Annotated in this window: 20 protein-coding genes; 11 read left to right on the top strand and 9 right to left on the bottom strand. The window is 64.1% G+C overall.

The window, feature by feature from the left end:
- Positions 1–14: 14 nt before the first annotated feature.
- From EL2594_RS13350 to EL2594_RS13320, 7 genes are all read left to right on the top strand, one after another.
- Entirely contained in the window at positions 15–485 is a 471-nt protein-coding gene (locus EL2594_RS13350) for a dihydrofolate reductase (RefSeq protein ID WP_011415628.1), read from the top strand.
- Entirely contained in the window at positions 482–1,681 is a 1,200-nt protein-coding gene (locus EL2594_RS13345) for a dipeptidase (RefSeq protein ID WP_011415627.1), read from the top strand. Before EL2594_RS13350 ends, EL2594_RS13345 begins: the two co-directional genes overlap by 4 nt.
- Entirely contained in the window at positions 1,681–2,628 is a 948-nt protein-coding gene (locus EL2594_RS13340; protein WP_011415626.1) for a bifunctional riboflavin kinase/FAD synthetase, read from the top strand. The genes EL2594_RS13345 and EL2594_RS13340 overlap by 1 nt, the downstream gene beginning before the upstream one ends.
- A 73-nt stretch (positions 2,629–2,701) precedes the next feature.
- Entirely contained in the window at positions 2,702–3,436 is a 735-nt protein-coding gene (locus EL2594_RS13335) for an EcsC family protein (RefSeq protein WP_011415625.1), read from the top strand.
- A gap of 82 nt (positions 3,437–3,518) precedes the next feature.
- Entirely contained in the window at positions 3,519–6,416 is a 2,898-nt protein-coding gene (ileS, locus tag EL2594_RS13330; RefSeq protein WP_011415624.1) for an isoleucine--tRNA ligase, read from the top strand.
- Positions 6,413–6,967 carry a signal peptidase II gene (gene lspA, locus EL2594_RS13325; protein WP_011415623.1) on the top strand — a complete coding sequence of 185 codons (555 nt, stop codon included), beginning with the start codon at positions 6,413–6,415 and terminating at the stop codon, positions 6,965–6,967. The genes ileS and lspA overlap by 4 nt, the downstream gene beginning before the upstream one ends.
- A gap of 5 nt (positions 6,968–6,972) precedes the next feature.
- Positions 6,973–7,383, top strand: a complete 411-nt coding sequence (locus EL2594_RS13320) for a DUF3035 domain-containing protein (protein WP_011415622.1) — start codon at positions 6,973–6,975, stop codon at positions 7,381–7,383.
- A gap of 366 nt (positions 7,384–7,749) precedes the next feature.
- Here EL2594_RS13320 and EL2594_RS13315 read toward each other — a convergent pair whose 3' ends face one another.
- Complete coding sequence (locus EL2594_RS13315) at positions 7,750–9,054, bottom strand: hemolysin family protein (protein ID WP_011415621.1); 1,305 nt, start codon at positions 9,052–9,054, stop codon at positions 7,750–7,752.
- 170 nt (positions 9,055–9,224) lie between these two features.
- On the opposite strand from EL2594_RS13315, the gene EL2594_RS13310 reads away from it, so the two are divergent.
- Complete coding sequence (locus tag EL2594_RS13310; protein WP_011415620.1) at positions 9,225–9,920, top strand: OmpA family protein; 696 nt, start codon at positions 9,225–9,227, stop codon at positions 9,918–9,920.
- Positions 9,921–9,998: 78 nt separating this feature from the next.
- On the opposite strand, the gene EL2594_RS13305 is transcribed toward EL2594_RS13310, so the two are convergent.
- Positions 9,999–10,799, bottom strand: coding sequence for a 3'(2'),5'-bisphosphate nucleotidase CysQ (locus EL2594_RS13305; protein ID WP_011415619.1), 801 nt, complete (start codon positions 10,797–10,799; stop codon positions 9,999–10,001).
- Positions 10,800–10,906: 107 nt separating this feature from the next.
- Here EL2594_RS13305 and sucC point away from each other — a divergent pair, with 107 nt between their 5' ends.
- Positions 10,907–12,106, top strand: a complete 1,200-nt coding sequence (gene sucC / locus EL2594_RS13300; protein ID WP_011415618.1) for an ADP-forming succinate--CoA ligase subunit beta — start codon at positions 10,907–10,909, stop codon at positions 12,104–12,106.
- A gap of 114 nt (positions 12,107–12,220) precedes the next feature.
- Here sucC and EL2594_RS13295 read toward each other — a convergent pair whose 3' ends face one another.
- Positions 12,221–12,730: a DUF6265 family protein gene (locus EL2594_RS13295; RefSeq protein ID WP_155806065.1), complete on the bottom strand. Its 510-nt coding sequence runs from the start codon at positions 12,728–12,730 to the stop codon at positions 12,221–12,223.
- A 217-nt stretch (positions 12,731–12,947) separates the two neighbouring features.
- Here EL2594_RS13295 and EL2594_RS13290 point away from each other — a divergent pair, with 217 nt between their 5' ends.
- A complete protein-coding gene (locus EL2594_RS13290) occupies positions 12,948–13,694 on the top strand; it encodes an electron transfer flavoprotein subunit beta/FixA family protein (protein WP_011415615.1) in 747 nt (248 codons plus the stop codon).
- A 123-nt stretch (positions 13,695–13,817) separates the two neighbouring features.
- Entirely contained in the window at positions 13,818–14,747 is a 930-nt protein-coding gene (locus EL2594_RS13285; protein ID WP_011415614.1) for an electron transfer flavoprotein subunit alpha/FixB family protein, read from the top strand.
- Positions 14,748–14,806: 59 nt separating this feature from the next.
- On the opposite strand, the gene EL2594_RS13280 is transcribed toward EL2594_RS13285, so the two are convergent.
- From EL2594_RS13280 to EL2594_RS13255, 6 genes are all read right to left on the bottom strand, one after another.
- Positions 14,807–16,015 (bottom strand): DUF445 domain-containing protein, encoded by a 1,209-nt coding sequence (locus tag EL2594_RS13280; RefSeq protein WP_041686100.1) that lies wholly within the window; start codon positions 16,013–16,015, stop codon positions 14,807–14,809.
- A gap of 65 nt (positions 16,016–16,080) precedes the next feature.
- Positions 16,081–19,551: an efflux RND transporter permease subunit gene (locus EL2594_RS13275; protein WP_011415612.1), complete on the bottom strand. Its 3,471-nt coding sequence runs from the start codon at positions 19,549–19,551 to the stop codon at positions 16,081–16,083.
- A 5-nt stretch (positions 19,552–19,556) separates the two neighbouring features.
- Positions 19,557–20,771 carry an efflux RND transporter periplasmic adaptor subunit gene (locus tag EL2594_RS13270; RefSeq protein ID WP_011415611.1) on the bottom strand — a complete coding sequence of 405 codons (1,215 nt, stop codon included), beginning with the start codon at positions 20,769–20,771 and terminating at the stop codon, positions 19,557–19,559.
- Between the two features lie 224 nt (positions 20,772–20,995).
- On the bottom strand, positions 20,996–21,262 hold the full coding sequence (locus tag EL2594_RS13265) for a GlsB/YeaQ/YmgE family stress response membrane protein (RefSeq protein WP_011415610.1): 267 nt from the start codon (positions 21,260–21,262) through the stop codon (positions 20,996–20,998).
- A 124-nt stretch (positions 21,263–21,386) separates the two neighbouring features.
- A complete protein-coding gene (locus EL2594_RS13260) occupies positions 21,387–21,686 on the bottom strand; it encodes a DUF1153 domain-containing protein (RefSeq protein ID WP_011415609.1) in 300 nt (99 codons plus the stop codon).
- Complete coding sequence (locus EL2594_RS13255) at positions 21,683–22,006, bottom strand: hypothetical protein (protein WP_011415608.1); 324 nt, start codon at positions 22,004–22,006, stop codon at positions 21,683–21,685. The genes EL2594_RS13260 and EL2594_RS13255 overlap by 4 nt, the downstream gene beginning before the upstream one ends.
- Positions 22,007–22,052: the final 46 nt, after the last annotated feature.

Here is a 22,052-nt window from a genome sequence, read left to right as displayed (position 1 = left end):
TGTCCCAGCCTTTCATGATCTATGCCCGCGCCGCCAATGGCACGATCGGCAAGGACGGCGGCATGCCCTGGCACTTGCCGACCGACCTCAAGCGCTTCAAGCGGCTGACCACCGGCCATGTCCTGATCATGGGCCGCAAGACCTTCGAGAGCTTTCCCGACCCGCTGCCCGGTCGCCGCCATATCGTGCTGACGCGCGACGAGGACTGGGGGGCGGACGGCGCAGAAGTGGCGCATTCGCGCGCCGAAGCGCTGCAACTGGCGGGCGAGGAGCCGGTCGCCATCATCGGCGGCGCGGAGGTTTATGCGCTGTTCGAGCAGGAAGCCGAACGCATCGAGCTGACCCAGATTCACGCGAAATACGAAGGCGACACCTTCATGGACGCGCCCGGCCCCGACTGGCGCGAGATCGCGCGTGACGAATACGAGGCCGAAGATGGTCGACCTGCCTTCTCTTTCGTCACCTTTCTGAGAGCAGAGCGATGAAAAAGCGCTACTGGATCCCGCTGCTGGTGCTCGCGATCGCCGCCAGTGCCTTCTTCGCCTTCGCCCCCGGCTTTGCCGAGCGGGACATGAACCGGATCGACGGGAAACCGCTGCCCGAAGTCAGCGAGGATGCGAAAGCGCTCCACGCCACGCTCGATATCGTCGACCTGCACGCCGATACGCTGCTGTGGAAGCGCTCGATGGTCTATGCCGCCGATCGCGGCCATGTCGACCTGCCCCGGCTAGAAGCGGGCAATGTCGCGGTGCAGGTGTTCTCCAGCGTAACCAAGACACCGACCGACCAGAATTACGACAGCAATAGCGCCGATGGCGACAACATTACGCTGCTGGCAGTGGGCCAGTTGCAGCCGGTGCGGACCTGGTCCTCGCTGCTGGAACGGACGCTCTATCATGCGGAAAAGCTGGAACGCGCGGCTCGCGAGTCGAACGGCATGATTATCCCGATCGAAACGCCCAACGATCTCGACGGCGTATTCGGTCACCGCCGCATAAAGGGGCCGCAATTCGTCGGCGCGCTGCTCAGCGTCGAGGGCCTGCACAACCTGGAAGGCGATGCCGCCAACCTCGAGCGGATATACGATGCCGGGGTGCGGATGGCCGGGCTGACCCATTTCTTCGACAACGAACTCGCCGGATCGATGCACGGGATCGAGAAAGGCGGGCTGACCCCCTTCGGCCGCAATATCGTGCGGCGGATGGAAGAGATGGGCATGATCGTCGACATCGCGCATCTCAGCCACACCGGTGTCGCCGAAGTGCTGGCGATGGCGCGGCGGCCGGTCGTCTCCAGCCATGGCGGCGTGCAGGCGACCTGCAAGGTCAATCGCAACCTCACCGACGCGGAAATCCGTGGCCTCGCCGCGACCGGCGGAATCATAGGCGTCGGCTATTGGGAAGGCGCGGTCTGCGACACCTCGCCCAAGGCCATTGCCGCGGCGATGAACCATATCCGCGACCTGGTCGGGATCGAGCATGTCGCGCTCGGCAGCGATTACGACGGCGCGGTCGAGGTGCGGTTCGACACGTCCAAGCTGGTGCAGGTCACGCAGGCGCTGATGGATGCAGGCTTCAGCGAGCGTGAAATCCGCGCCGTGATGGGCGGCAATGCCATCCGCGTGCTGCGCGAAGGGATGAAGCCGCTTGCGGATGTCGCGCAGCCAGCTACCAATTCCTGATGCGCTGGCTCGACCATCGAAACCCCGTCCCTGAATCCTTGCGCGGTGCCATTATCGCGCTGGGCAATTTCGACGGCTTCCATCGCGGCCACCAGGCGGTGGCTGGCGAAGCCATCGACTGGGCGCATGCAGAAGGCCGCCCGAGCATCATCGCGACTTTCGATCCGCACCCGGTGCGCTTCTTCCGCCCCGATACACCGCCCTTCCGCCTGACAACGCTGGAGCAGCGGCAGGAGCTCTATATCGCCGCCGGGGCAACCGCGATGCTGGTGTTCCATTTCGACAAGGAGCTCGCCAGCACCAGCGCGGAAGACTTCATCACCGAGATCCTGATCGACCGCCTCGGTGCGCATGGCGTGGTGACGGGCGGCGATTTCACCTTCGGCCAGGGCGCCAAGGGCAATGTCGATCTGCTTAAGAGCTTCGGCGGCGAGCGCGGTCTCGAGAGCCGTGTCGTCGAGCCGGTCGAAGATGCGGGTTTGGGTAACGGGGGCGTCATCTCCTCCAGCCGCATCCGCGAGGCCTTGCGCGACGGCGATTGCGCCACCGCGACCGAACTGCTGTCGCGCCCCTTCGCCATTCGGGGCGTGGTCGAGCACGGCGACAAGCGCGGCCGCGAAATCGGCTATCCGACCGCGAACCTGCATATCGAGAGCTATTTGCGCCCGCGCTACGGCATCTATGCCGTGACGGGGCGCATTCTTGCCACCGGTCAGGAACTCACGGGCGCGGCGAACATCGGCATCCGGCCGCAGTTCGAGCCTCCCAAGGAGCTGCTCGAACCCTATTTCTTCGACTTTTCCGGCGACCTCTACGGGCAGGAGATCGAAGTTTCCTTCCACCACTTCCTGCGCCCGGAGGCGAAGTTCGACAGTCTAGAAGCGCTGATGGCGCAGATGGAAAAGGATTGCGAACGGGCACGCGAATTGCTCGCGCACAAAGGGTAAGCCTGGAACATCGGCCCGCCATGGCGGGTTGATCGATCAGCGCTGCACCCTGCCTCGCTTTTCCGTGGAGACAATGATGACCCCCGCCCAGCTCGAAGCCGATCAACAAGCCTATCGCGCCATGAAACCTTCTTTCCTCGGGCGCGGGATCGAGCGGCTGACCAATCCGCTCGGCAGTGCGATCGCCTCGGCCATCCCCAAATCCCTGATCGAGAACGTGCTCAAGGGGATCGACAAGGCAGTCGACATGGCACCTCTGAAACAACCCGATCACGACCCCGCCGATCTCGGCGCGTCGCAGCGAGCGGCCAAGGCGATTGCGCGCACGGCGCGCACGCTCAACGCCTCCTCCGGCGCGGCCGCCGGGCTCGCCGGGGCGATCACGGCAAGCGCGGACATTCCGGCCACCATCGCCCTGGCGCTGCGCCATATTCGCGATGCCGGGCGCGCCTACGGCTTCGACGGCGCAGGCGAGCGCGAGCGGTTGTTCCGGCTGCAGATCCTCGAAATCGCTGCGCTCGACGATCATGCCGAAAAGATTTCGCGGCTCGATGCTCTCGACGCCGACATTGCTGCCGACGGTTCGCTCGAACCGATTGCCACGCAGGGCATAGAGCCGCTGGTGGACCAGGTGGTCGAACGCGTGTCGCGCGCCATCGCTCTGGCTTCGGTGCGCCGGCGGATGGGTATGGTCGTGCCGATCTTCGGGTCGGCGGTCGGCGGTATCGTCAATGCGCAATTCCAGCGCGATGTCGGCCGCGCCGCGCGCTACGCCTTCCAGGCGCGACGGTTGCGCGCGCTGGACTGATCGTGTCGCCGCGCGTCAATTAGCCACGCCCGCGCAATGAGGCTTTATCGCGGGCGCGGAATACCCTAACGCCCCGCGCGAAATGAGTGAAAAGCCCGACTACAAAGACACGGTCTTCCTGCCCAAGACCGATTTCCCAATGAAAGCCGGCCTTCCGCAGAAGGAACCGGGCATTCTCGCGCAATGGCAGGACGAGGGGCTTTACCAGCAGGTTCGCGAAGCGCGCAGCGGTCGCGAGAAGTTCATCCTCCACGACGGTCCGCCCTATGCCAATGGCGACATGCATATCGGCCACGCGATGCAGCGTATCCTGAAAGACATGGTCGTGCGCAGCCAGACGCTGCTCGGCAAGGATGCGCCTTTCGTGCCGGGTTGGGACTGCCACGGCCTGCCGATCGAGTGGAAGGTCGAGGAAAAGTACCGCAAGAAGAAGAAGAACAAGGACGAAGTCCCGGTCAAGGAATTCCGCGCCGAATGCCGCGCCTATGCGCAGCACTGGGTCGACGTGCAGCGCGAACAGCTGAAGCGGCTCGGCCTGCTGGGCGACTGGGACAATCCTTACCTGACGATGGATTACTACGCCGAGGCGACCATCGTGTCCGAACTGATGCGCTTTGCCGAGGCAGGCAACCTCTATCGCGGGGCCAAGCCGGTGATGTGGAGCCCGGTCGAAAAGACCGCGCTGGCCGAAGCCGAGGTCGAGTACGAGGATATCACCTCGACCCAGATCGACGTGGCGTTCGAGATCACGGAAAGCCGTATCGAGGGGCTGGAAGGCGCACACGCCGTCATCTGGACGACGACCCCGTGGACGATCCCGGTGAACCAGGCTTTGGCTTACGGTGAGGACATTGAATACGCCTTGTTTGAATTGGAAGTGGCCGACCGATTCACGGATTTCGATGAGGATGAGGCCACCTGGACTTCCAGAGGGCGGTATCTAGTAGCCCACGATCTTGGACCTCACTTCCTGAGTCGCTTGCCAGCCCACGAAAATGGGACAGTGCGGCTCACCGCAATTTGGCAGTGTAAAGGCTCCGACCTAGCCGGTACCGTCGCCCGCCACCCGATGCACCATCTCGGTGGGTTCTACGCGACGCCGCGTCCGTTGCTGCCGGGCGATTTCGTTACCACCGACAGCGGCACCGGCCTCGTCCATATGTCGCCCGATCATGGCGAGGACGATTTCGACCTGTGCAAGGCCCATGGGTTGAACCCCGTCTTCGCGGTCATGGATGACGGGCGCTATCGCGACGACTGGCCGTGGCTCGGAGGCGAAGACGAGCGCCGCCGCGCGGTCATCAACGCCAATTTCAACGCGCCCGACGGCCCGATCTGTTCCGACCTGCGCGAAGCGGGCGCGTTGCTGAGCGCGAGCGCGGATTACGCGCACAGCTACCCGCATTCCTGGCGCTCCAAGGCCAAGGTCATCTATCGCTGCACGCCGCAATGGTTCGTGCCGATGGACAAGCCCCTCTCCGTCACCCCAGCGGAAGCTGGGGTCTCTCCCGGCCACGAACAGATCCCAGCTTCCGCTGGGATGACGCTGAGAGAGATCGCGACGCAAGAAATCGCCCGCGTCCAGTTCACCCCGCCCAAGGGACGCAACCGCATCGGATCGATGGTCGAGGGCCGCCCCGACTGGGTGCTGAGCCGCCAGCGCGCCTGGGGCGTGCCGATCACGCTGTTCGTCCGCCCCGACGGCACTTACTTGCAAGACCCGGACGTCAATGCCCGCGTCATCGCGGCCGTGCGCGAAGAAGGCGTCGATGCCTGGGACGAAGCGCGCAAGGCCGAGTTCTTGGGCGATGCGCACAATCCCGACGACTACGAGATGGTTACCGACATTCTCGACGTCTGGTTCGATTCGGGCTGCACCCATGTCTTCACGTTGGAATCGGGACGCTGGCCCGAGCAGCGCTGGCCTGCCGATCTCTATCTCGAAGGCAGCGACCAGCATCGCGGCTGGTTCCAGTCTTCGTTGCTGGAAAGCTGTGCCACCCGCGGCCGTGCGCCCTACGATGCGATCCTGACCCACGGTTTCACCATGGATGCCAAGGGCTTCAAGATGTCGAAGAGCCTCGGCAACACCGTCGATCCCAACAAGGTGATGGAGCAATACGGCGCGGATATCATCCGGCTGTGGGCGCTCAGTGTCGATTTCACCGAGGATCACCGCATCGGCGACGAGATCCTCAAGGGCGTCGGCGACCAGTACCGCCGCTTGCGCAACACCTTCCGCTACCTGCTCGGCGCGCTCGACGGCTTCGTCGGCGATATGGGCGATGCGGGTGAGATCCCGGAGCTGGAGCGCTATGTGCTGGCCCTGCTGGCAGATCTTGACGGCAAGCTGCGCACGGCGATTGAAGCCTACGACTTCAACACCTACACCCGCCTGCTGGTCGATTTCTGCAACGAGGACCTGTCGGCCTTCTTCTTCGATATCCGCAAGGACAGCCTCTATTGCGACGGGCCGGACAGCACCAAGCGCAACGCCTATCGCACCGTGCTCGACCTGCTGTTCCACGCGCTTGTCCGCTATGCCGCGCCGGTGCTGGTCTATACCGCCGAGGAAGTATGGACCACCCGCTATCCGGATGGCGGCAGCGTCCACCTGCTGGAATGGCCCGCCGTTCCGGGCGTCACCGCCGATGGCGCGAAATGGGCCAGGCTTCGCGCCCTGCGCGAGACAGTCAACGAAGCGATCGAACCGCTACGGCGCGAGAAGCAAATCCGCTCGAGCAACGAAGCCGATGTGGTCGTGCCCGCTGCCGAAGTGCCGGAAGGTTTCAGCGACGCAGACCTCGCCGAATTGTTCATCACCGCGACAGTGACACGCGGCGATAGCGACGCGGTGACCGTCACCCGTTCTGCCGAATCCAAATGCGGCCGCTGCTGGCGCCTGCTTCCTGATGTCGAGGAAGACGGCGATTTGTGCGACCGCTGCGACGACGTGGTCGGGGAGGTCGCCGCCCGATGACCATAACGACGCAACAGGTCTGGAAGCGCCGCCTGGTCGGCTTCGCGCTGGCGCTGGCGATCCTCGCCGCCGACCAGTATGTGAAATGGCTCGTGCGCGTGCAGCTCGATCTACGCAGCCGGCCAGAGGGTCTGTACGAGCTACTGCCGTTCTTCGACCTGCGATGGACGCAGAATTTCGGTATTTCGCTGGGCATGTTCGAAGCGACCAGCGTGGAGATGCGCTGGGCGCTGGTGCTCGGAACCGCGCTGATCGCAGTCGTCGTCGGCATCTGGATGCTGCGCGAGAAAACGCTCGGCGACATTATCGGCCTCGGCCTTATCTTCGGCGGCGCGCTCGGCAATATCTACGATCGCTACACCTGGGGCTATGTAATCGACTATGCCGACCTGCATTTCGGGGAATTCCGCCCCTTCCTGATCTTCAACATTGCCGATGCCGCGATTACCATCGGCGTGCTGATTATCCTTGCCCGCTCGTTCCTCGTGCCCGAAAAGAAGACTACGACGAGCGAACCCGACAAGTCGGCCGAAGTGCCGGCGGAGAGTTGAGAGACATGACAAAGATTTCCTCCCTGATCCTGCTCGCTTCCGGCGGCGCCATGCTCGCATCCTGCGCTAGCGGCGGTATCCTCAATCGCGACCGGCCCGACGAATTCGCCGTCCAGCGGCAGGCGCCGCTGGTGGTGCCGCCCGATTTCAGCCTCGAACCGCCCGCGCCCGGCGCACCGCGCCCCTCCGAAGACACCGCCAGCGAGCAGGCGCTCGAAGCCCTGTTCGGCGGCCCCGCCCCGCGCAGCTCGGTCGAAAGCGCCGCGCTCAGCCGCGCCGGCGACGCCCGCCCGGGCATCCGCTCGGCCATCGGCGACCCCGCCACCAATACCGTCGCCAAAGGCCGCGTGACCCGTGATATCATCGCGGCACCCGAAGGTGACGGGCAGGCGGCACAGGCGGTCATACCCGGCTGAAGGCCGGGGATGACCTTTTTCCTTCTTTTCGCTCGCCCATCCGGGCGAGCGTCCTCAGCGCTGATCCCTTCGCTTCGCTACGGGGCGCCTGCGGGCGCGCGGTCGCGCTTGCCGGGCCTCCGCCGGCCCGGTGCTGCCGCAGCGAAGACGAAAGCTTTCTTCTTTACGAATTTGCTATCGTGTCGCGGAGCACGGTCGGCGACCAGCCGACCGCAAGGGCGACTGCGCGCCCGCAGCGATTGGGTCCGCAGGACCCCTTGAGCGAGGACACCGCACCCCGGATGGGGTGCGAAACACAAAAACTCAAAACCTAACCACAAGCGCACCGCCCGGTAGCCATCCCCGCCACCTACGCGGCGCGTTCAACTACCCCTCTTCCCCCACCTCGCTCACCAGCAGCTTGTCGATCTTGCGCCCGTCCATATCGAGCACCTCGAAACGCCAGCCCTGGTCGGTGAAAATTTCCCCTTCGCCCGGCAGCTTCTTCAGGACGGCCAAAGCATAGCCGGCCACCGTCGCGAACTCGCGGTCGTCGCCGTAGTCGAGACCCAGCCGGTCGGCGAGAATATCCGCAGAAAGCGCGCCCGAAACGAGCAGCGAGCCATCCTCGCGTTCGATCACTTCCGGCATTTCGCCTTGGTCCTGGTCGCTCACGAAATCGCCGACCATCGCGGTCAGGATGTCGACCGGGGTGACGATCCCGTCCAGGTGGCCGTACTCGTCATGGACCATCGCCATCGCGACTTCGGACTGCTGCAGCACGCGGAGTGCGTCCATCGCGTCGAGCTGGTCGGGAATGACCTCGGGCTTCTTCATCAGGACGGCGAGTTCGACCGGCAGGCCGGCAACCTGCTGTGCCAGCACTTCGCGCACTTTGATCACGCCCAGCACCTTGTCGCTGGAGCCTTCGGCCACCGGCAGCAGCGAATGCGGGCTTTCCGCAATCACGCGGGAAATCTCCGCTTCGCCCGCCGCCGCGTCGATCCAGTCGAGCTCGGTGCGCGGCGTCATCACCTCGCGCACAGGGCGCTCTGCCAGCCGCACGACGCCGGTCAGGATCGCGCTCTGCTCTTCCTCCAGCACCCCGGTCTTGGTCGCTTCGGTAAACATCATGTGCAATTCTTCGGCCGTAACCGAGGACTGCCCGCCTGGGCGAATACCGAACAGGCGAACGATCGCGCCCGACGAGGTGTCGAGGATCCAGACGATCGGCGCGGCGATCTTCGCCAGCATCGCCATCGGGCGCGACATCACGACGGAGATCGGCACAGCAGCGCGCAGAGCGAGCTGCTTGGGTACCAGCTCGCCGACGACCACGCTGAAATAAGTGGTGAGCGCGATCACGCCGATGAATGCGACTTCGCCCGACACATCTGCCGGAATGCCCAGCGCGACCAGGCGTTCGCCCACCGGCGCCTCGAGGCTGGCCCCCGAGAGCGCGCCGGTGATGATGGCGACCAGCGTGATGCCGATCTGCACGGTAGAAAGGAATTTCCCCGGGTTTGCCGCCAGGTCGAGCGCAAGTTGCGCCCCCGAGCTGCCTTTTTCCGCCTTCGATTTCAGCCGCGTAGGCTTGGCGGAAACGATCGCCAGCTCGGACATGGCAAAAATCCCGTTGAGCAGGATCAGGGCAGCGATAATGAAGAGGTCAGGCCAGGGAAATGGTGTCACGGCATGCAGGCGCTAGCACAATTGCCGGGCCGTGCCAGCCTTTCGCTTCGGGGTGGCCACAGAATTGGAACGCCGGAAGGGTTTGCGAGTTGGTAGAGCATGAGATGCTGGTGGGGCGTCGCAAATCCCCTGCGCGGGGGTAGCCGCGCGATACAAGAGGGACATTGGAAATGACTAAATCACGCGTTCTCGTATCTTCGCTGGCTGCCGTATCGCTGTTCAGCGTTTCGGCCTGCGTTACCGACCCGAACACCGGTGAGCAGAAAGTTTCGCGCACCGGCATCGGAGCTGCCGTAGGCGGTACGCTCGGCTACCTGCTCGGCGGCGTTGTCGGCGGCGATGCCGCACGGATTATCGGCGCGGGCATCGGCGGTACGGCCGGAGCCGTGATCGGCGACCAGTTCGACGACCAGATCCGCGAGCTCGACGAACAGACCGCCGGGAGCGGCGTCGATGTCGAGGAAGTTGGCGACCAGGATGCGATCCTCGTCCGCCTTCCGGACGGTGTCACCTTCGCCAGCGGATCGGCACGGATCAATTCGGCATTCTATCCTACGCTCAACGAGATCGCCGAATCGCTCAAGCGTTATCCCAACAGCCTGATAGATGTGTACGGTTTCACCGACACGACCGGTTCCGATGCGCTCAACCAGCAATTGTCGGAAAGCCGCGCCCAAACCGTGGCCGACTATCTTGTCGCACGCGGCGTTGCGCGTTCGCGGATCGCAACCCAGGGTTACGGCGAACGCCGCGAATATCTGCGGATCCAGACTGCAGACAATGTCAACGAGCCGCTCAACCGTCGCGTCGAGATCAAGATTACGCCGATCAGCCAAGACGATGTGGCTCGCGCCCGCGCCCAGTAATCGAAGGGCCAAGCGACATCGCATAGCTCTGCCCCCGCGGCAGAACGGGAAGGGTCGGCAGCAATGCCGGCCCTTTCGCTATTTCAGCTTGTCGGCGAATTTCCTCGTATAATGCTCGGCGCGCCGCTTCAGGTGCGTCACAGCCTCGGCGTGAATGCCGGGCGCGCTGACCAACAGGCCGAAGGCTCTCGGATCGCGTTTGTTGTAGCCGAGCGGGTTGCCCCATGCATCGCTGATTGCCGCGCCCGCTTCCCGCGCGATCAGCGTCGCGGCACCTATATCCCATTCGTAGCCCCAGCGCAGGGTCGCCACCAGGTCGGCCTCGTCGGCGGCAATCATCGCCACGCGCAGGGCGATGCCGTTGGGTTTGTCGACCATTTCGAAAATGCGGTCTTCCTTCATCAGCGAATCGGCAGGGATCCGCGCGCCGACGAATGTGCTCCGCTGCGAGGCGCGCAGGCGCCGGCCGTTGCGTTGCGCGCCCTGTCCGGCAACGGCTATCCATTCCTCCTCGCGAGCAGGAGCGTTCAGCATCCCGATCAGCGGCCGTCCTTCGCTGATGAGTGCGACCGAGACCGCCCAGCCCTTGCGCCCGCGGATAAAATCGCGCGTACCGTCGATCGGATCGACCAGCCAGATCAGCCGGTTGTCGAGCCTTCCGGGCGCATCGGCCGTCTCTTCCGACAGCCAGCCCGCCGCCGGCAGGAGAGCGCCGAGTTCGCGTTTCAGGAATGAGTCCACCGCAAGGTCGGCCTCGCACACCGGATCGCCGGGCTGCTTCTCCCACGCGTCGAGATCATGGCCCGCGCCGGGCCAATGCGATTGGGCGATTGCGCCCGCTTCGCGGACGATCGCCTGTAGGCGCGCGTGATCGATCATGGTTCGTCGTCAAGCCATGCTACCCGAATGGCACCTTTTCAAGCGCGACGATCCATGCTTAGGCGCGTCGCAAATCGATACCGATTCACGTCAACAGGATTTGCCCCATGAACCTCCACGAATACCAGGCCAAGGAACTGCTTGCGAAATACGGCATCGGCATCCCCGCCGGCCACGCCGCATTGACCGTCGAAGAGGCGGTCGCGGGTGCCAAGCAGCTCCCCGGGCCGCTCTATGTCGTGAAGGCGCAGATCCATGCCGGCGGCCGCGGCAAGGGCAAATTCAAGGAACTCGGCCCCGATGCGAAGGGCGGCGTGCGCTTGGCCAAGAGCATCGAGGACGTCGAAGCCAGCGCGCGGGAGATGCTGGGCAACACGCTGGTGACCGTGCAGACGGGTGAAGAGGGCAAGCAGGTCAACCGCCTCTACGTCACCGACGGTGTCGACATCGCCAGCGAATACTACCTCTCGATGGTCGTCGATCGGGCTTCGGGTCGCGTCGGCATGATAGTGTCCACCGAAGGCGGGATGGATATCGAGGAAGTCGCCCATTCGACGCCGGAGAAGATCACCACCATCACCATCGACCCGGCGCAGGGCTTCATGCCGCACCACGGCCGCGCGGTGGCTTTCGCACTCAAGCTGTCGGGTGATCTCAACAAGCAGGCGCAGAAGCTCGCCAAGCAGCTCTACACCGCCTTCATGGACCTCGATTGCGAAATGCTCGAGATCAACCCGCTCGTGGAGACCGAAGACGGCCAGCTTCTCGTGCTCGACACCAAGATGAGCATCGACGGCAACGCGCTCTATCGCCACAAGGACGTGGAAGAGATGCGCGACGAGACCGAGGAAGACCCGGCCGAAGTCGAAGCCAGCGAATACGATCTCGCCTACATCAAGCTCGACGGCAATATCGGCTGCATGGTCAACGGCGCAGGCCTCGCCATGGCGACGATGGACATCATCAAATTGAACGGCGCGTTCCCTGCCAACTTCCTCGACGTCGGCGGCGGGGCGACGACCGAGAAGGTCACTGCGGCCTTCAAGATCATCCTCAAGGACCCGGCGGTCGAAGGCATCCTCGTCAACATCTTCGGCGGCATCATGCGTTGCGACACGATCGCCGAGGGCATTGTAGTAGCGGCCAAGGAAGTCGAATTGGACGTGCCGTTGGTGGTCCGCCTCGAGGGCACCAATGTCGAGAAGGGCAAGGACATCCTCGCCAATTCGGGCCTGCCGATCGTTCCGGCGGACGATCTGGGCGACGCAGCGCGCAAGATCGTCGCCGAAGTGAAGCAGGCGGCGTAGCTTTTTGCGAAGGCGCATCCGCGCCCTCGTCCTCGGTAGATGTGCGGCAAGCCGCACCCGCTGCGGGCGCCCGGTCGGGCTTTGACTGCCGTGACCGTGGGATCGGCGTCATGCCTACATAGCGTCGAAATTGAAGAGCAGCTCATTTCCCGAGCTCATGCGCACTGCTGCAACGAGGCCTTCACCGGGTTTCTCAGAGTCCGCGCAGCGCAGCGTCAGGGCATGGAAAAAGGCCGCGCACGGTTCGATCGCGACGAGCCGGAAGGTCAACATATCGTCCTTCTCCTCCCAGCCTTTGAGGTCGGCATGGAAATGCTTGAGGCGCAGCACCAGCGTGCCCTCTTCTTCCATCAGGTAGAGATGTTCGGTGAAATGGATCGGACCGTCCGCGCTCTGTTGGACGAATGTGCCGACCATCGTTCCACCTGTCGGCGGCAGCCAGCTCTCCATGGCCGGGGCGCCGCCGATCCCGTCGCCGACCCACTGCCCGATGAGCCAGTCCATCTGCTCGAGCGTGGCTGGCGGCGAGATGAACCCCTCCTCGCCCACACGCGTTTCCTGCGCCGCCAGTGGCGTGGCCAGCGCCACCAGGCCGATGGTCAATCTCGACACCAAACCCCGCATGCTGTCCTCTCCCTTTGCTTGCATGTGCCCTTTACCACATTCGCGAATCCGACCCCCGTCCAAAAGTCAGCTTGACCTCGCAGCCTCGGAAAGCGAGAGAAATCCAGCGTTTTCGCGCATTCGGCGTCGACCGCCTAAACTTGACGTTTACGTAAACGCAAGCTAGGCCGGTGGCAACGATTGCTGCCAATGATTCTTTTGAGAGGAAGGACTTCCCATGAAAATCCTCGTCCCCGTCAAACGGGTGATCGACTATAACGTGAAGCCGCGCGTCAAGGCGGATGGTTCCGGCGTCGACCTGGCCAACGTCAAGATGAGCATGAACCCGTTCGACGAGATCGCTGTCGAAGAAGCGATCCGGATCAAGGAAGCGGGCAAGGCGGAAGAAATCGTCGCTGTCTCCATCGGTCCGGCCAAGGCGCAGGAAACCCTGCGCACCGCCCTCGCCATGGGCGCCGACCGCGCGATCCTGGTCGAGACCGATGATGAAGTCGAACCGCTCGCCGTCGCCAAGATCCTCAAGGCGATCGCCGAAGAGGAACAGCCCGGCATCGTGATGCTCGGCAAGCAGTCGATTTCGGACGACAGCAACCAGACCGGCCAGATGCTCGCCGCCCTCACGGGCCGCCCGCAAGGCACATTCGCCAACACCGTCGAGGTCGACGGCGACAGCGTGACCGTCAAGCGCGAAGTCGACGGCGGTCTCGAAACCGTCAAGCTGACGCTCCCGGCGATCATCACCACCGACCTGCGCCTGAACGAGCCGCGCTATGCTTCGCTGCCCAACATCATGAAGGCCAAGAAGAAGCCGCTCGATACCAAGTCGCCCGCCGATTACGGCGTCGACATCGCGCCGCGCCTGACCACCACCAACGTTGCCGAGCCGCCCGTGCGGCAGGCCGGCGAGAAGGTCGAAGACGTCGATGCGCTCGTCGCCAAGATCAAGGCGCTGGGCATCGCATAAATCCCGCATTCCCCGTTCGCCCTGAGCTTGTCGAAGGGTTGTCCTTACTTTGAGGGCATCGGGACAGAAAAAAGTACAGGGCTTCGACAAGCTCAGCCCGAACGGAAATTGAGGTAGATCCACATGAAGACATTGGTTTGGGTCGAGCACGACAACAACGAAATGAAGGACGCGACGCTGTCCGCCGTCACCGCCGCATCGCAGCTGGGCGAAGTCCACCTGCTGGTCGCTGGCTCGGGCTGCGCGGGCGTGGCCGATGCCGCCGCCAAGATTGCGGGCGTGGGCAAGGTTCACCTGGCCGACGACCCGGCATACGAGCACGCGCTCGCTGAGAACGTCGCGCCGCTGATCGTCGATCAGATGGGCCATCACGATGCCTTCGTCGCGCCTGCCACCACGACCGGCAAGAACATCGCGCCGCGCGTCGCTGCGCTGCTCGACGTCATGCAGATTTCGGACATTCTCTCGGTCGAAGGCGACAAGACCTTCACCCGCCCGATCTATGCCGGCAACGCCATCGCGACCGTGCAATCGAGCGACGAGAAGCTCGTCATCACGGTGCGCGGCACTGCTTTCGACAAAGCCGAAGCCGAAGGCGGCTCGGGCACGGTCGAGGCTGTAAGCGGCCCGACCGGCGAAGGCCTCTCGCAATTCGTCAGCCAGGAAATCGCCGAGAGCGAGCGCCCCGAGCTGACCAGCGCCAAGGTCATCGTCTCGGGCGGCCGCGCGCTCAAGGACGCCGAGACCTTCGAGCAATATATCACGCCGCTCGCCGACAAGCTCGGCGCAGGCATCGGCGCCTCGCGCGCCGCGGTCGATGCTGGCTACGTGCCCAACGACTACCAGGTCGGCCAGACCGGCAAGATCGTCGCCCCGGAAGTCTATATCGCGATCGGTATTTCGGGCGCGATCCAGCACCTGGCCGGCATGAAGGACTCCAAAACCATCATCGCCATCAACAAGGACGAGGACGCCCCGATCTTCCAGGTGGCCGACATCGGCCTGGTCGGCGATCTCTACAAGGTCGTGCCGGAGCTGATGGAAAAGCTCTGAGCCGAAACACCGCAATCATCGAAAAAGCCCGGGCCTCACCCCCCGGGCTTTTTTTCGCCTCACGTCAGGCTGATCACCGCGTGGATCGTGAGCCCCACCAGCCCGCCCACCAGCGTTCCGTTGATGCGGATAAATTGGAGATCGCGGCCGACCGCGCCTTCGATGCGGTCAGTGACCGTAGTGGCGTCCCAGCGTCTGACCGTTTCCGAGACCAGCTGGACGATCTGCTCGCCATAGCGGGTGGCAATACCCACGGCAGTGCGGCGAGCGAAAAGATTGATCTGGCGCTGCAAACGCGGATCGTGCTGTAATGCCTTGCCGAGTTCGGCGAGGCCCTTGCGCATCTCTCCGCCGAGCGCGCTATTGGGGTCGCGGGCGCGGCGGATCAGCGACAGGCGGATACGCTCCCACACGCCCATCCACCATTCGGCGACGGCGGGATTTTCCAGCAGGTCGCGCTTGATTTCCTCGACACGCTCGCGCGTTTTCGGATCGGTCTGCAGATCGCTCGCGAGCTTCTCCAGCCCCTCCTCGATCTTGCCACGAAGAGGATGCTCGGGATCGACCAGCACTTCCGCCAGCAGGCGGTAAAGCCCGTCCAGCACCGAGCCGGAAATCCGCTCGTCGAGACCGGTCCACCGCAGCACGGCGTTGGCGCGCTGGTGGATAATATCGCGGACCATTTCCTCGTTGTCCTCCAGCGTGAGGCCGGTCCAGCGGATGAAGCCGTCCATCAAGGGCATATGGCGCTTGTCGGTGATCGCGCCCTCCAGCATCCGCCCGAGCAGCGGAGCGACATCGATCTTGGTAGCTTGCGAGGCGAGGCCGGTGCGGACCTGGATGCCCAGCCGGTCGGGATCGAGCGACTCGAGCACTTCGGCCATCAGCTCCGCCGCGCCGCCGGTAATGCGCGAACGCGTGTCGGTGCCCGGCGCAACGAGGAAATCGCCCGCCGCCTGCGCCACGTTCATGCCCTGCATCCGCCGCGCGACGACCTGGGGCGTCAGGAAATTGGTGCGCAGGAACTGCGCCATCGTATCGGCGATCCGATCCTTGTTCTCCGGGATGATCGCCGTGTGCGGGATCGGCAGGCCGAGCGGGTGACGGAACAGGGCCGTGACGGCGAACCAGTCGGCAAGTCCGCCGACCATCGCCGCTTCGGCGAAGGCATTCACATAGCCCCAGGCCGGATGGAGATCGAGCAACCGGTGGGTAACGATGAAGATCCCCGCCATCGCCACCAGCATCAGCGTGGCGGTGATGCGCATGGTGCGCGCGCGATCGACCAGCAGGTCGGACCCCGCCGCCTCGATCGGCTGGCTGGAAAGCGGCTTCACTCGGCCGGTTGCGCCTCTGGCCCGTCACCAATCGGACGGGTGTCGTCACCGGGTTTGAAGGTGAGGAACTTCTGGCGCATCCACGGACCCATACGGCGCTCGAGCCCGTCCGCCAAGCTGAAGCCGGCAGGAACGATAAGCAGCGTGAGGACGGTCGACATGATGAGGCCGCCGATGACCATCGTGCCCATCGGCGCGCGCCAGGCTCCGTCGCCGGAGCCGAGCAGGCCGGAAAAAGCGATCGGGACCATACCCGCGGTCATGGCCACGGTGGTCATGACGATCGGCTGTGCACGCTTGTGGCCGGCATCGACGATCGCTTCGAGCTTGCGGCGACCGGTGGCCATTTCCTCGATCGCAAAGTCGATCAGCAGGATCGAGTTCTTCGACACGATGCCGAGCAGGAGCAGGATGCCGATATAGACCGGCATCGATTGCGGCTGGCCGACCAGCCAGACGAGGAAGATGCCGCCCAGCGGTGCGAGGAGCAGCGAGGTCATGTTGACCAGCGGGCTCATAAGCCGCTTGTAGAGCAGCACCAGCACCGCGAAGACCAGCAGGAAACCGGCGATGACGGCAATGAAGAGGCTGTTGACCAGCTCCTGCTGCCATTGGTCTTCGCCGACCACATCGCGGACGACGCCCTGTGGCAGGTCCTGCAGGATCGGTAGCTGATCGACCTCGGCCTGTGCTTCGCCCTTGATGACGCCCTGGCCCAGATCCGCGCCGACCAGCACGCGGCGGTTCTGGTTGTAGCGCTGGATTGCCGTCGGGCCGGAGCCGAAGCTGACCTCGGCTACGCGCGAGAGCGGCACGGTCCCCCCGGTGAGCGTCGGCACCGGCAAGTTCTCGATTGTGCCGAGGTTTTCGCGCGAGCTCTGGGGCAATTTCACCCGGATCGGGATCTGGCGGTCGCTGAGCGAGAACTTGGCGGCATTCTGCTCGATTTCGCCGAGCGTCGCGATGCGGATCGTCTGGCTCAGCGCGGCGGTGGTGACACCCAGTTCGGCGGCGATATCGGGGCGCGGCGTGATGATGATCTCGGGACGGTTGATATCGGCGCTGATGCGCGGCGCGACGAGCGTATCGATACCCTTCATCTGCTCGACCAGCGTTGCCGCGGTTTCTTCCAGCAGGTCCGGATTCGATCCGGCGAGCATGACCGTCAGGTCGCGCCCGCTGCCGAAACCGCCCGATTGCGACTGGAACCGAATCCGCGCGTCCGGAACCTGCGCCAGCACCGGAGCGAGTTCGCGCTCGAACTCGATGGAGGTGCGCTCGCGGTCGTCGGTCAGGGTGATGTAGATCGTCGCCTGACCTTCACGTACCCGCTCGAGAGCGCGTTCGACTTCGGGCTGTTCGTAAAGCAGTTCCGCCACGCTATCGGCAACGCGTTCGGTGGTCTCCAGCGTGGTCCCCGGCACCATCTCGATCTCGACCCGGCTGTTGTCGTCGTCGATCGTCGGCTGGAACTGCGTCGGCGTGTTCATGAACAGCAGGACCGTGAGCAGCAGTGCAAAGTATCCGGTGCTCAGCATCCAGGCGCGGTGATCGTAGAAGCGCGCCTCCAGATATCGCCACGACATCGCGATGCGTTCTCCAAACAGGCGGGCCACGAAGCCGAGCAGCTTGATGAGCGCAAGTCCGGCCACGAAACCAAGGGCAAGAGCCACGGCGTAGAAGACGAGGGTAACAAGCCGGCCGACCAGGTCCGCGAAGTCCGACGGTTCCCCGCCCGATAGCGAGGCGACGATAGAGCTGGAGATACCGAGGCCTTGGATAGCATTGAAACTGAGAAAGACGGCCGCAGCGGGCACTGCCAGCAGCAACAGGATTACCAGGATGAAGCTCAGCGCGTAGGCCCAGCGCCGCTTGGGCGGCTCCACCCCCTCGCGGCGTGCGTACATCTTGCCGCGGTCGAGCGACCAGCGCAGCACATTCATGTAGCGATCCATCCACGGGCCTTCGCCATGCGCGGCGTGACCCTTGGCCTTGAGGAAATAGGCCGCCAGCATCGGCGTGATCATCCGCGCCACCGCCAGCGACATCAGCACCGCGATGACGACGGTGATACCGAAGTTCTTGAAGAACTGCCCGGAAATGCCCGGCATCAGCCCGACCGGCAGGAACACCGCAACGATACAGAAACTGGTCGCGACGACCGGCAGGCCGATCTCGTCGGCCGCATCGATACTGGCCTGATAGGCGGATTTGCCCATGCGCATGTGTCTGACGATGTTCTCGATCTCCACGATCGCGTCGTCGACCAGCACGCCGGCCACCAGCGCCAGCGCCAGCAGCGAGAGCTGGTTCAAATTGAAGCCCAGCAGGTCCATGAACCAGAACGTCGGGATGGCCGAAAGCGGGATGGCGACGGCGGAAATGATCGTCGCGCGCCAGTCGCGCAGGAAGAAGAACACCACGATCACGGCGAGGATCGCGCCTTCGATCATGGCGGCCATCGAGCTGGTATATTGCTCCTCGGTGTATTTGACCGTGTTGAACAGCGGAATGAACTTCACGCCGGGATTTTCGGCCTCGATCTCGGCGATGATGTCGAGCGCCTCGTAGAAAACGGTGACGTCAGACGCGCCCTTGGCGCGCGACATGTAGAAATTCACCACTTCCTTGTCGCGCACCTTGGAGATCGAGGTGCGTTCGCTGTAACCGTCGCGCACGCGGGCGACGTCGGCGAGCTTGATCGTGCGGCCGTTGCCGAGCTGGATCTGGCGCTGCGACAGTTCGTAAGCGGTCTCGGTATTGCCGAGAACACGAACCGACTGCCGCGTACCGCCGACCTCGGCAGCCCCGCCGGCAGCATCGATATTGGTCTGGCGCAGCACCGAGTTGATCTGGCTGGCGGTGACGCCGAAAGCCTGCATCTTGGGCAGGTCGAGCACGACTTCGATTTCGCGGTCGACGCCGCCGAAACGGCCGACTTCCGCCATGCCTTCGATGCCAAGCAGACGCTTGGCGATCGAATCGTCGATAAACCAGCTCAGCTGCTCGATCGTCATGTCGTTGGCTTCGACCGCGTAAATACCCAGAAAACCGCCGGAAATCTCGACCTTGCTGACGCGCGGCTCGAGGATCCCGTCAGGCAGGCTGCCGCGTATGGAATCGATCGCGTTCTTGACTTCGATCACGGCATCGTTGGGATCGACGCCGATCTCGAATTCGATGAAGGTATTCGAGCTGCCTTCGCGCGCGGTCGAGTTGATCGTGCTGACGCCGTTGATCGACCGCACGGCCGATTCGACCCGCTGGGTGATCTGGTTCTCGATCTCGGTCGGCGCGGCGCCGGGTTGCGCGATGGTAACGTCCACGGCCGGGAATTCGATGTCGGGATTGTTGACGACATCCATACGCACGAAGGCCATGATCCCGGCGAACAGGATCGCGGTGAAGAAGACCAGCGGTATCGTCGGGTTGCGGATCGACCAGGCGGAGATGTTGCGGAAGTTCATGCCGATCAGCCCCCGGTCCGGGTCTCTGCGTCCGCCTGCTGCGGTGCGATGGTCTCGCCTTCGGTCAGGAATCCGCCGGCGCGCAGGACGACCTTCTCGCTTCCGTCGAGGCCATCGATGACGGCGATGCCGTCACGCGTCACGATCCCGGTCGTGACGCCGCGGCGGCGCGCCTTGTTCTCGGCATCGACGATATAGACGAAGGCGCCGTCGTCATCGGAAAGAATTGCCGATTCGGGCAGCATCGGTGCGACCACCGTGCCGCTCTGGATCGTCGCCGTGGCGAAGCCGCCGGGGCGAAGCTCGGGTGCGTAAGGCAGCGCGATGCGCGCCGTACCCTGGCGATTCTGCGCATCGATGGTGGGCGCGAGCTGCCAGATCTGGCCGACGAAACTCTTGTCGGTGCCCGAGGGCACGACCGAGGCCTGCACGCCGACCGAAAGCCGGGCGAGGTCGCTTTCGCCGACTTGCGCGCGCAATTCCATCTCGCCGCCACGGGCGATGCGGAACAGCGGTGGCGAGCCCGCACTGACGGTTGCACCCGGCTCGACATTGCGTTCGAGCAGCAGGCCGGCAGCGGGGGCGACGATATTGAGCCGGGCGTTGCGCGCGCGCAATTCGTTGAGCTGGGCCTGCGCCACCTGGACACGGGCCCGCGCCGCATCGCGCGTAGCCGTGAGGCGATCGACGTCGGCCTTGGAGATGAAACCGCGCTCGACCAGTTGCAATGCGCGGTCGAGGTTCGACTGCGCAAGTTCGGCATCGGCGCGGGCGACTTCGATCTGCGCCGCCTGCGCGCGGGCCTGCTGGCTCTGCACGGACTGGTCGATCGAAGCGAGGACCTGGCCGGCGCGGACCCACTGGCCCTGTTCCACCGGCACCGAAACCACCCGCCCGCCTTCGCCGACGACACCGACCGGCATTTCGCGCCGTGCAGCGAGCGAACCGGTCGCGCTGATCGTGCCTTCGATGGTGGTGCGGCCCGGCGTCACCACCGTGATGCGCGGCGCCTGGTCGTCCCGGTCCGCCGCGGGGACGGCGGTTCCGGAACCCTGGCCGAAGAAATACCATGCCGCGACCAGCGCGCCGACGATCAGGATGCCGAGCACGATCAGACGCCACGGCAACCCGCGCTGCTCGCCATAACCGGTGGTGGAGAGCGACTCGCCCCGCACCTCGACCGGCGTATCGCTTCGAATTTCATTCGGCTGGTAGTTCATACGGTTCCTGTCGCCGGCCCGAAGGGAGCCGCTGTATTACCTATATAAGTCACCTAGCGCAAGGTGCTCCGAAACTGCCTAGGCGCGGCGATTCGCGAGCGCAATCGCGCGCTCTACCAACCGCGCAATGCGCCGGACGAAGGCCATGATCAAGGTCGGAAGCCGGAAACGAAAAAGGGCCGCCCCGAAGGACGGCCCCTTTTATCGTTCTTGGGAACGCCGCTTTAGCGGACGCGCCCGCGCTGGATCAGGTTGACGATCCCGAGCAGGACCACGGCGCCGACGATGGCGATGATGAGCCCGGTGAGCGAAAATTCCTGCACGCTTCCGCCGATGCCCAGCAGCGGGCCGGCGATGGCGTTGCCGATCAAAGAACCGACGCAGCCGACGACGATGTTCCAAAATATACCCATCGACGCATCACGGTTCATGACCAGACTCGCGAGCCAGCCTGCGATACCGCCGACGATCAGTGCAATAATCCAACCCATTGTGTTTCCTCCATTACGAACGCGTCACGCAACTCTAACGGCGCGATGAACGCATCGTTCCCCGAAAGCGGTCTGCTTTCAGGGAGCGAGGACTAGAGGTTTTACCGGAGTTTGACCAGCGGCCTCAATATTTGAGCTGACGCTCGTAGAGGTCGCGATAATGCTGGATCCGCGTCACGCGCAGGCCCTGCATGCCGGAGCGATCGACCGCGCGTTGCCACGATGCGAATTCTTCCAGCGTCAGCCCATAGCGTTCGAGCACTTCGTCGATCGTCAGCATGCCGCCATTGACGGCCGCCACGACTTCCGCCTTGCGGCGCACGACCCAACGCTTGGTGTTCGGGGAAGGCAAATCTTCCATCGTCAGCGGCTCGCCCAGCGGGCCAATGACCTGGGCCGGTCGGATTTTCTGATTCTCGATCATGGTATCTCTCGGTCGCCTCCCGCCGCACCACAAGCGGCATCGGCATCAATGGCCCCTGCTTGATTGCTATCGCTTAAAGCATCGCGGTTAACATCCCGTTTGCCTGTTGCGTTCGATCCGCCCGCGCTGGCCAGCCAGGCGGCAGCACCGCCATTGAAGCTGGCCGGGCCGCCGCTGCGATCGGACAGGAGCAAGCGGCGCAGATCGCGCTGTGCGGCGAGGCGAGCGACCAGTTCCGGCCACGCGATCTCGTCGAGCGGTCCCGGCCCTGCGGCGTGGCCCTCCGGCGAAGTGAAGTGATGGCGACTGTGTTCGTACATGCCGGGCCCCTTAACCGGGGGAGGGTCAAGAACCAGTAAAGCGGCG

This window comes from Erythrobacter litoralis HTCC2594, assembly GCF_000013005.1.
GTDB lineage: Bacteria > Pseudomonadota > Alphaproteobacteria > Sphingomonadales > Sphingomonadaceae > Parerythrobacter > Parerythrobacter litoralis_A.
The sequence above is the reverse complement of the archived record's forward strand: the minus strand, read 5'-3'. Positions and strand labels throughout refer to the sequence as shown.

Coding starts and splice junctions, on each gene's coding strand:
- EL2594_RS13295 (WP_155806065.1), bottom strand. CDS start 12,730: ATGCGGGGTTTGGTGTCGAGATTGACCATCGGCCTGGTGGCGCTGGCC.
- EL2594_RS13285 (WP_011415614.1), top strand. CDS start 13,818: ATGAAGACATTGGTTTGGGTCGAGCACGACAACAACGAAATGAAGGAC.
- EL2594_RS13305 (WP_011415619.1), bottom strand. CDS start 10,799: ATGATCGATCACGCGCGCCTACAGGCGATCGTCCGCGAAGCGGGCGCA.
- EL2594_RS13255 (WP_011415608.1), bottom strand. CDS start 22,006: ATGTACGAACACAGTCGCCATCACTTCACTTCGCCGGAGGGCCACGCC.
- ileS (WP_011415624.1), top strand. CDS start 3,519: ATGAGTGAAAAGCCCGACTACAAAGACACGGTCTTCCTGCCCAAGACC.
- EL2594_RS13310 (WP_011415620.1), top strand. CDS start 9,225: ATGACTAAATCACGCGTTCTCGTATCTTCGCTGGCTGCCGTATCGCTG.
- EL2594_RS13275 (WP_011415612.1), bottom strand. CDS start 19,551: ATGAACTTCCGCAACATCTCCGCCTGGTCGATCCGCAACCCGACGATA.
- lspA (WP_011415623.1), top strand. CDS start 6,413: ATGACCATAACGACGCAACAGGTCTGGAAGCGCCGCCTGGTCGGCTTC.
- EL2594_RS13280 (WP_041686100.1), bottom strand. CDS start 16,015: ATGCGCATCACCGCCACGCTGATGCTGGTGGCGATGGCGGGGATCTTC.
- EL2594_RS13260 (WP_011415609.1), bottom strand. CDS start 21,686: ATGATCGAGAATCAGAAAATCCGACCGGCCCAGGTCATTGGCCCGCTG.
- EL2594_RS13340 (WP_011415626.1), top strand. CDS start 1,681: ATGCGCTGGCTCGACCATCGAAACCCCGTCCCTGAATCCTTGCGCGGT.
- EL2594_RS13290 (WP_011415615.1), top strand. CDS start 12,948: ATGAAAATCCTCGTCCCCGTCAAACGGGTGATCGACTATAACGTGAAG.
- EL2594_RS13335 (WP_011415625.1), top strand. CDS start 2,702: ATGATGACCCCCGCCCAGCTCGAAGCCGATCAACAAGCCTATCGCGCC.
- EL2594_RS13350 (WP_011415628.1), top strand. CDS start 15: ATGATCTATGCCCGCGCCGCCAATGGCACGATCGGCAAGGACGGCGGC.
- sucC (WP_011415618.1), top strand. CDS start 10,907: ATGAACCTCCACGAATACCAGGCCAAGGAACTGCTTGCGAAATACGGC.
- EL2594_RS13270 (WP_011415611.1), bottom strand. CDS start 20,771: ATGAACTACCAGCCGAATGAAATTCGAAGCGATACGCCGGTCGAGGTG.
- EL2594_RS13345 (WP_011415627.1), top strand. CDS start 482: ATGAAAAAGCGCTACTGGATCCCGCTGCTGGTGCTCGCGATCGCCGCC.
- EL2594_RS13265 (WP_011415610.1), bottom strand. CDS start 21,262: ATGGGTTGGATTATTGCACTGATCGTCGGCGGTATCGCAGGCTGGCTC.
- EL2594_RS13320 (WP_011415622.1), top strand. CDS start 6,973: ATGACAAAGATTTCCTCCCTGATCCTGCTCGCTTCCGGCGGCGCCATG.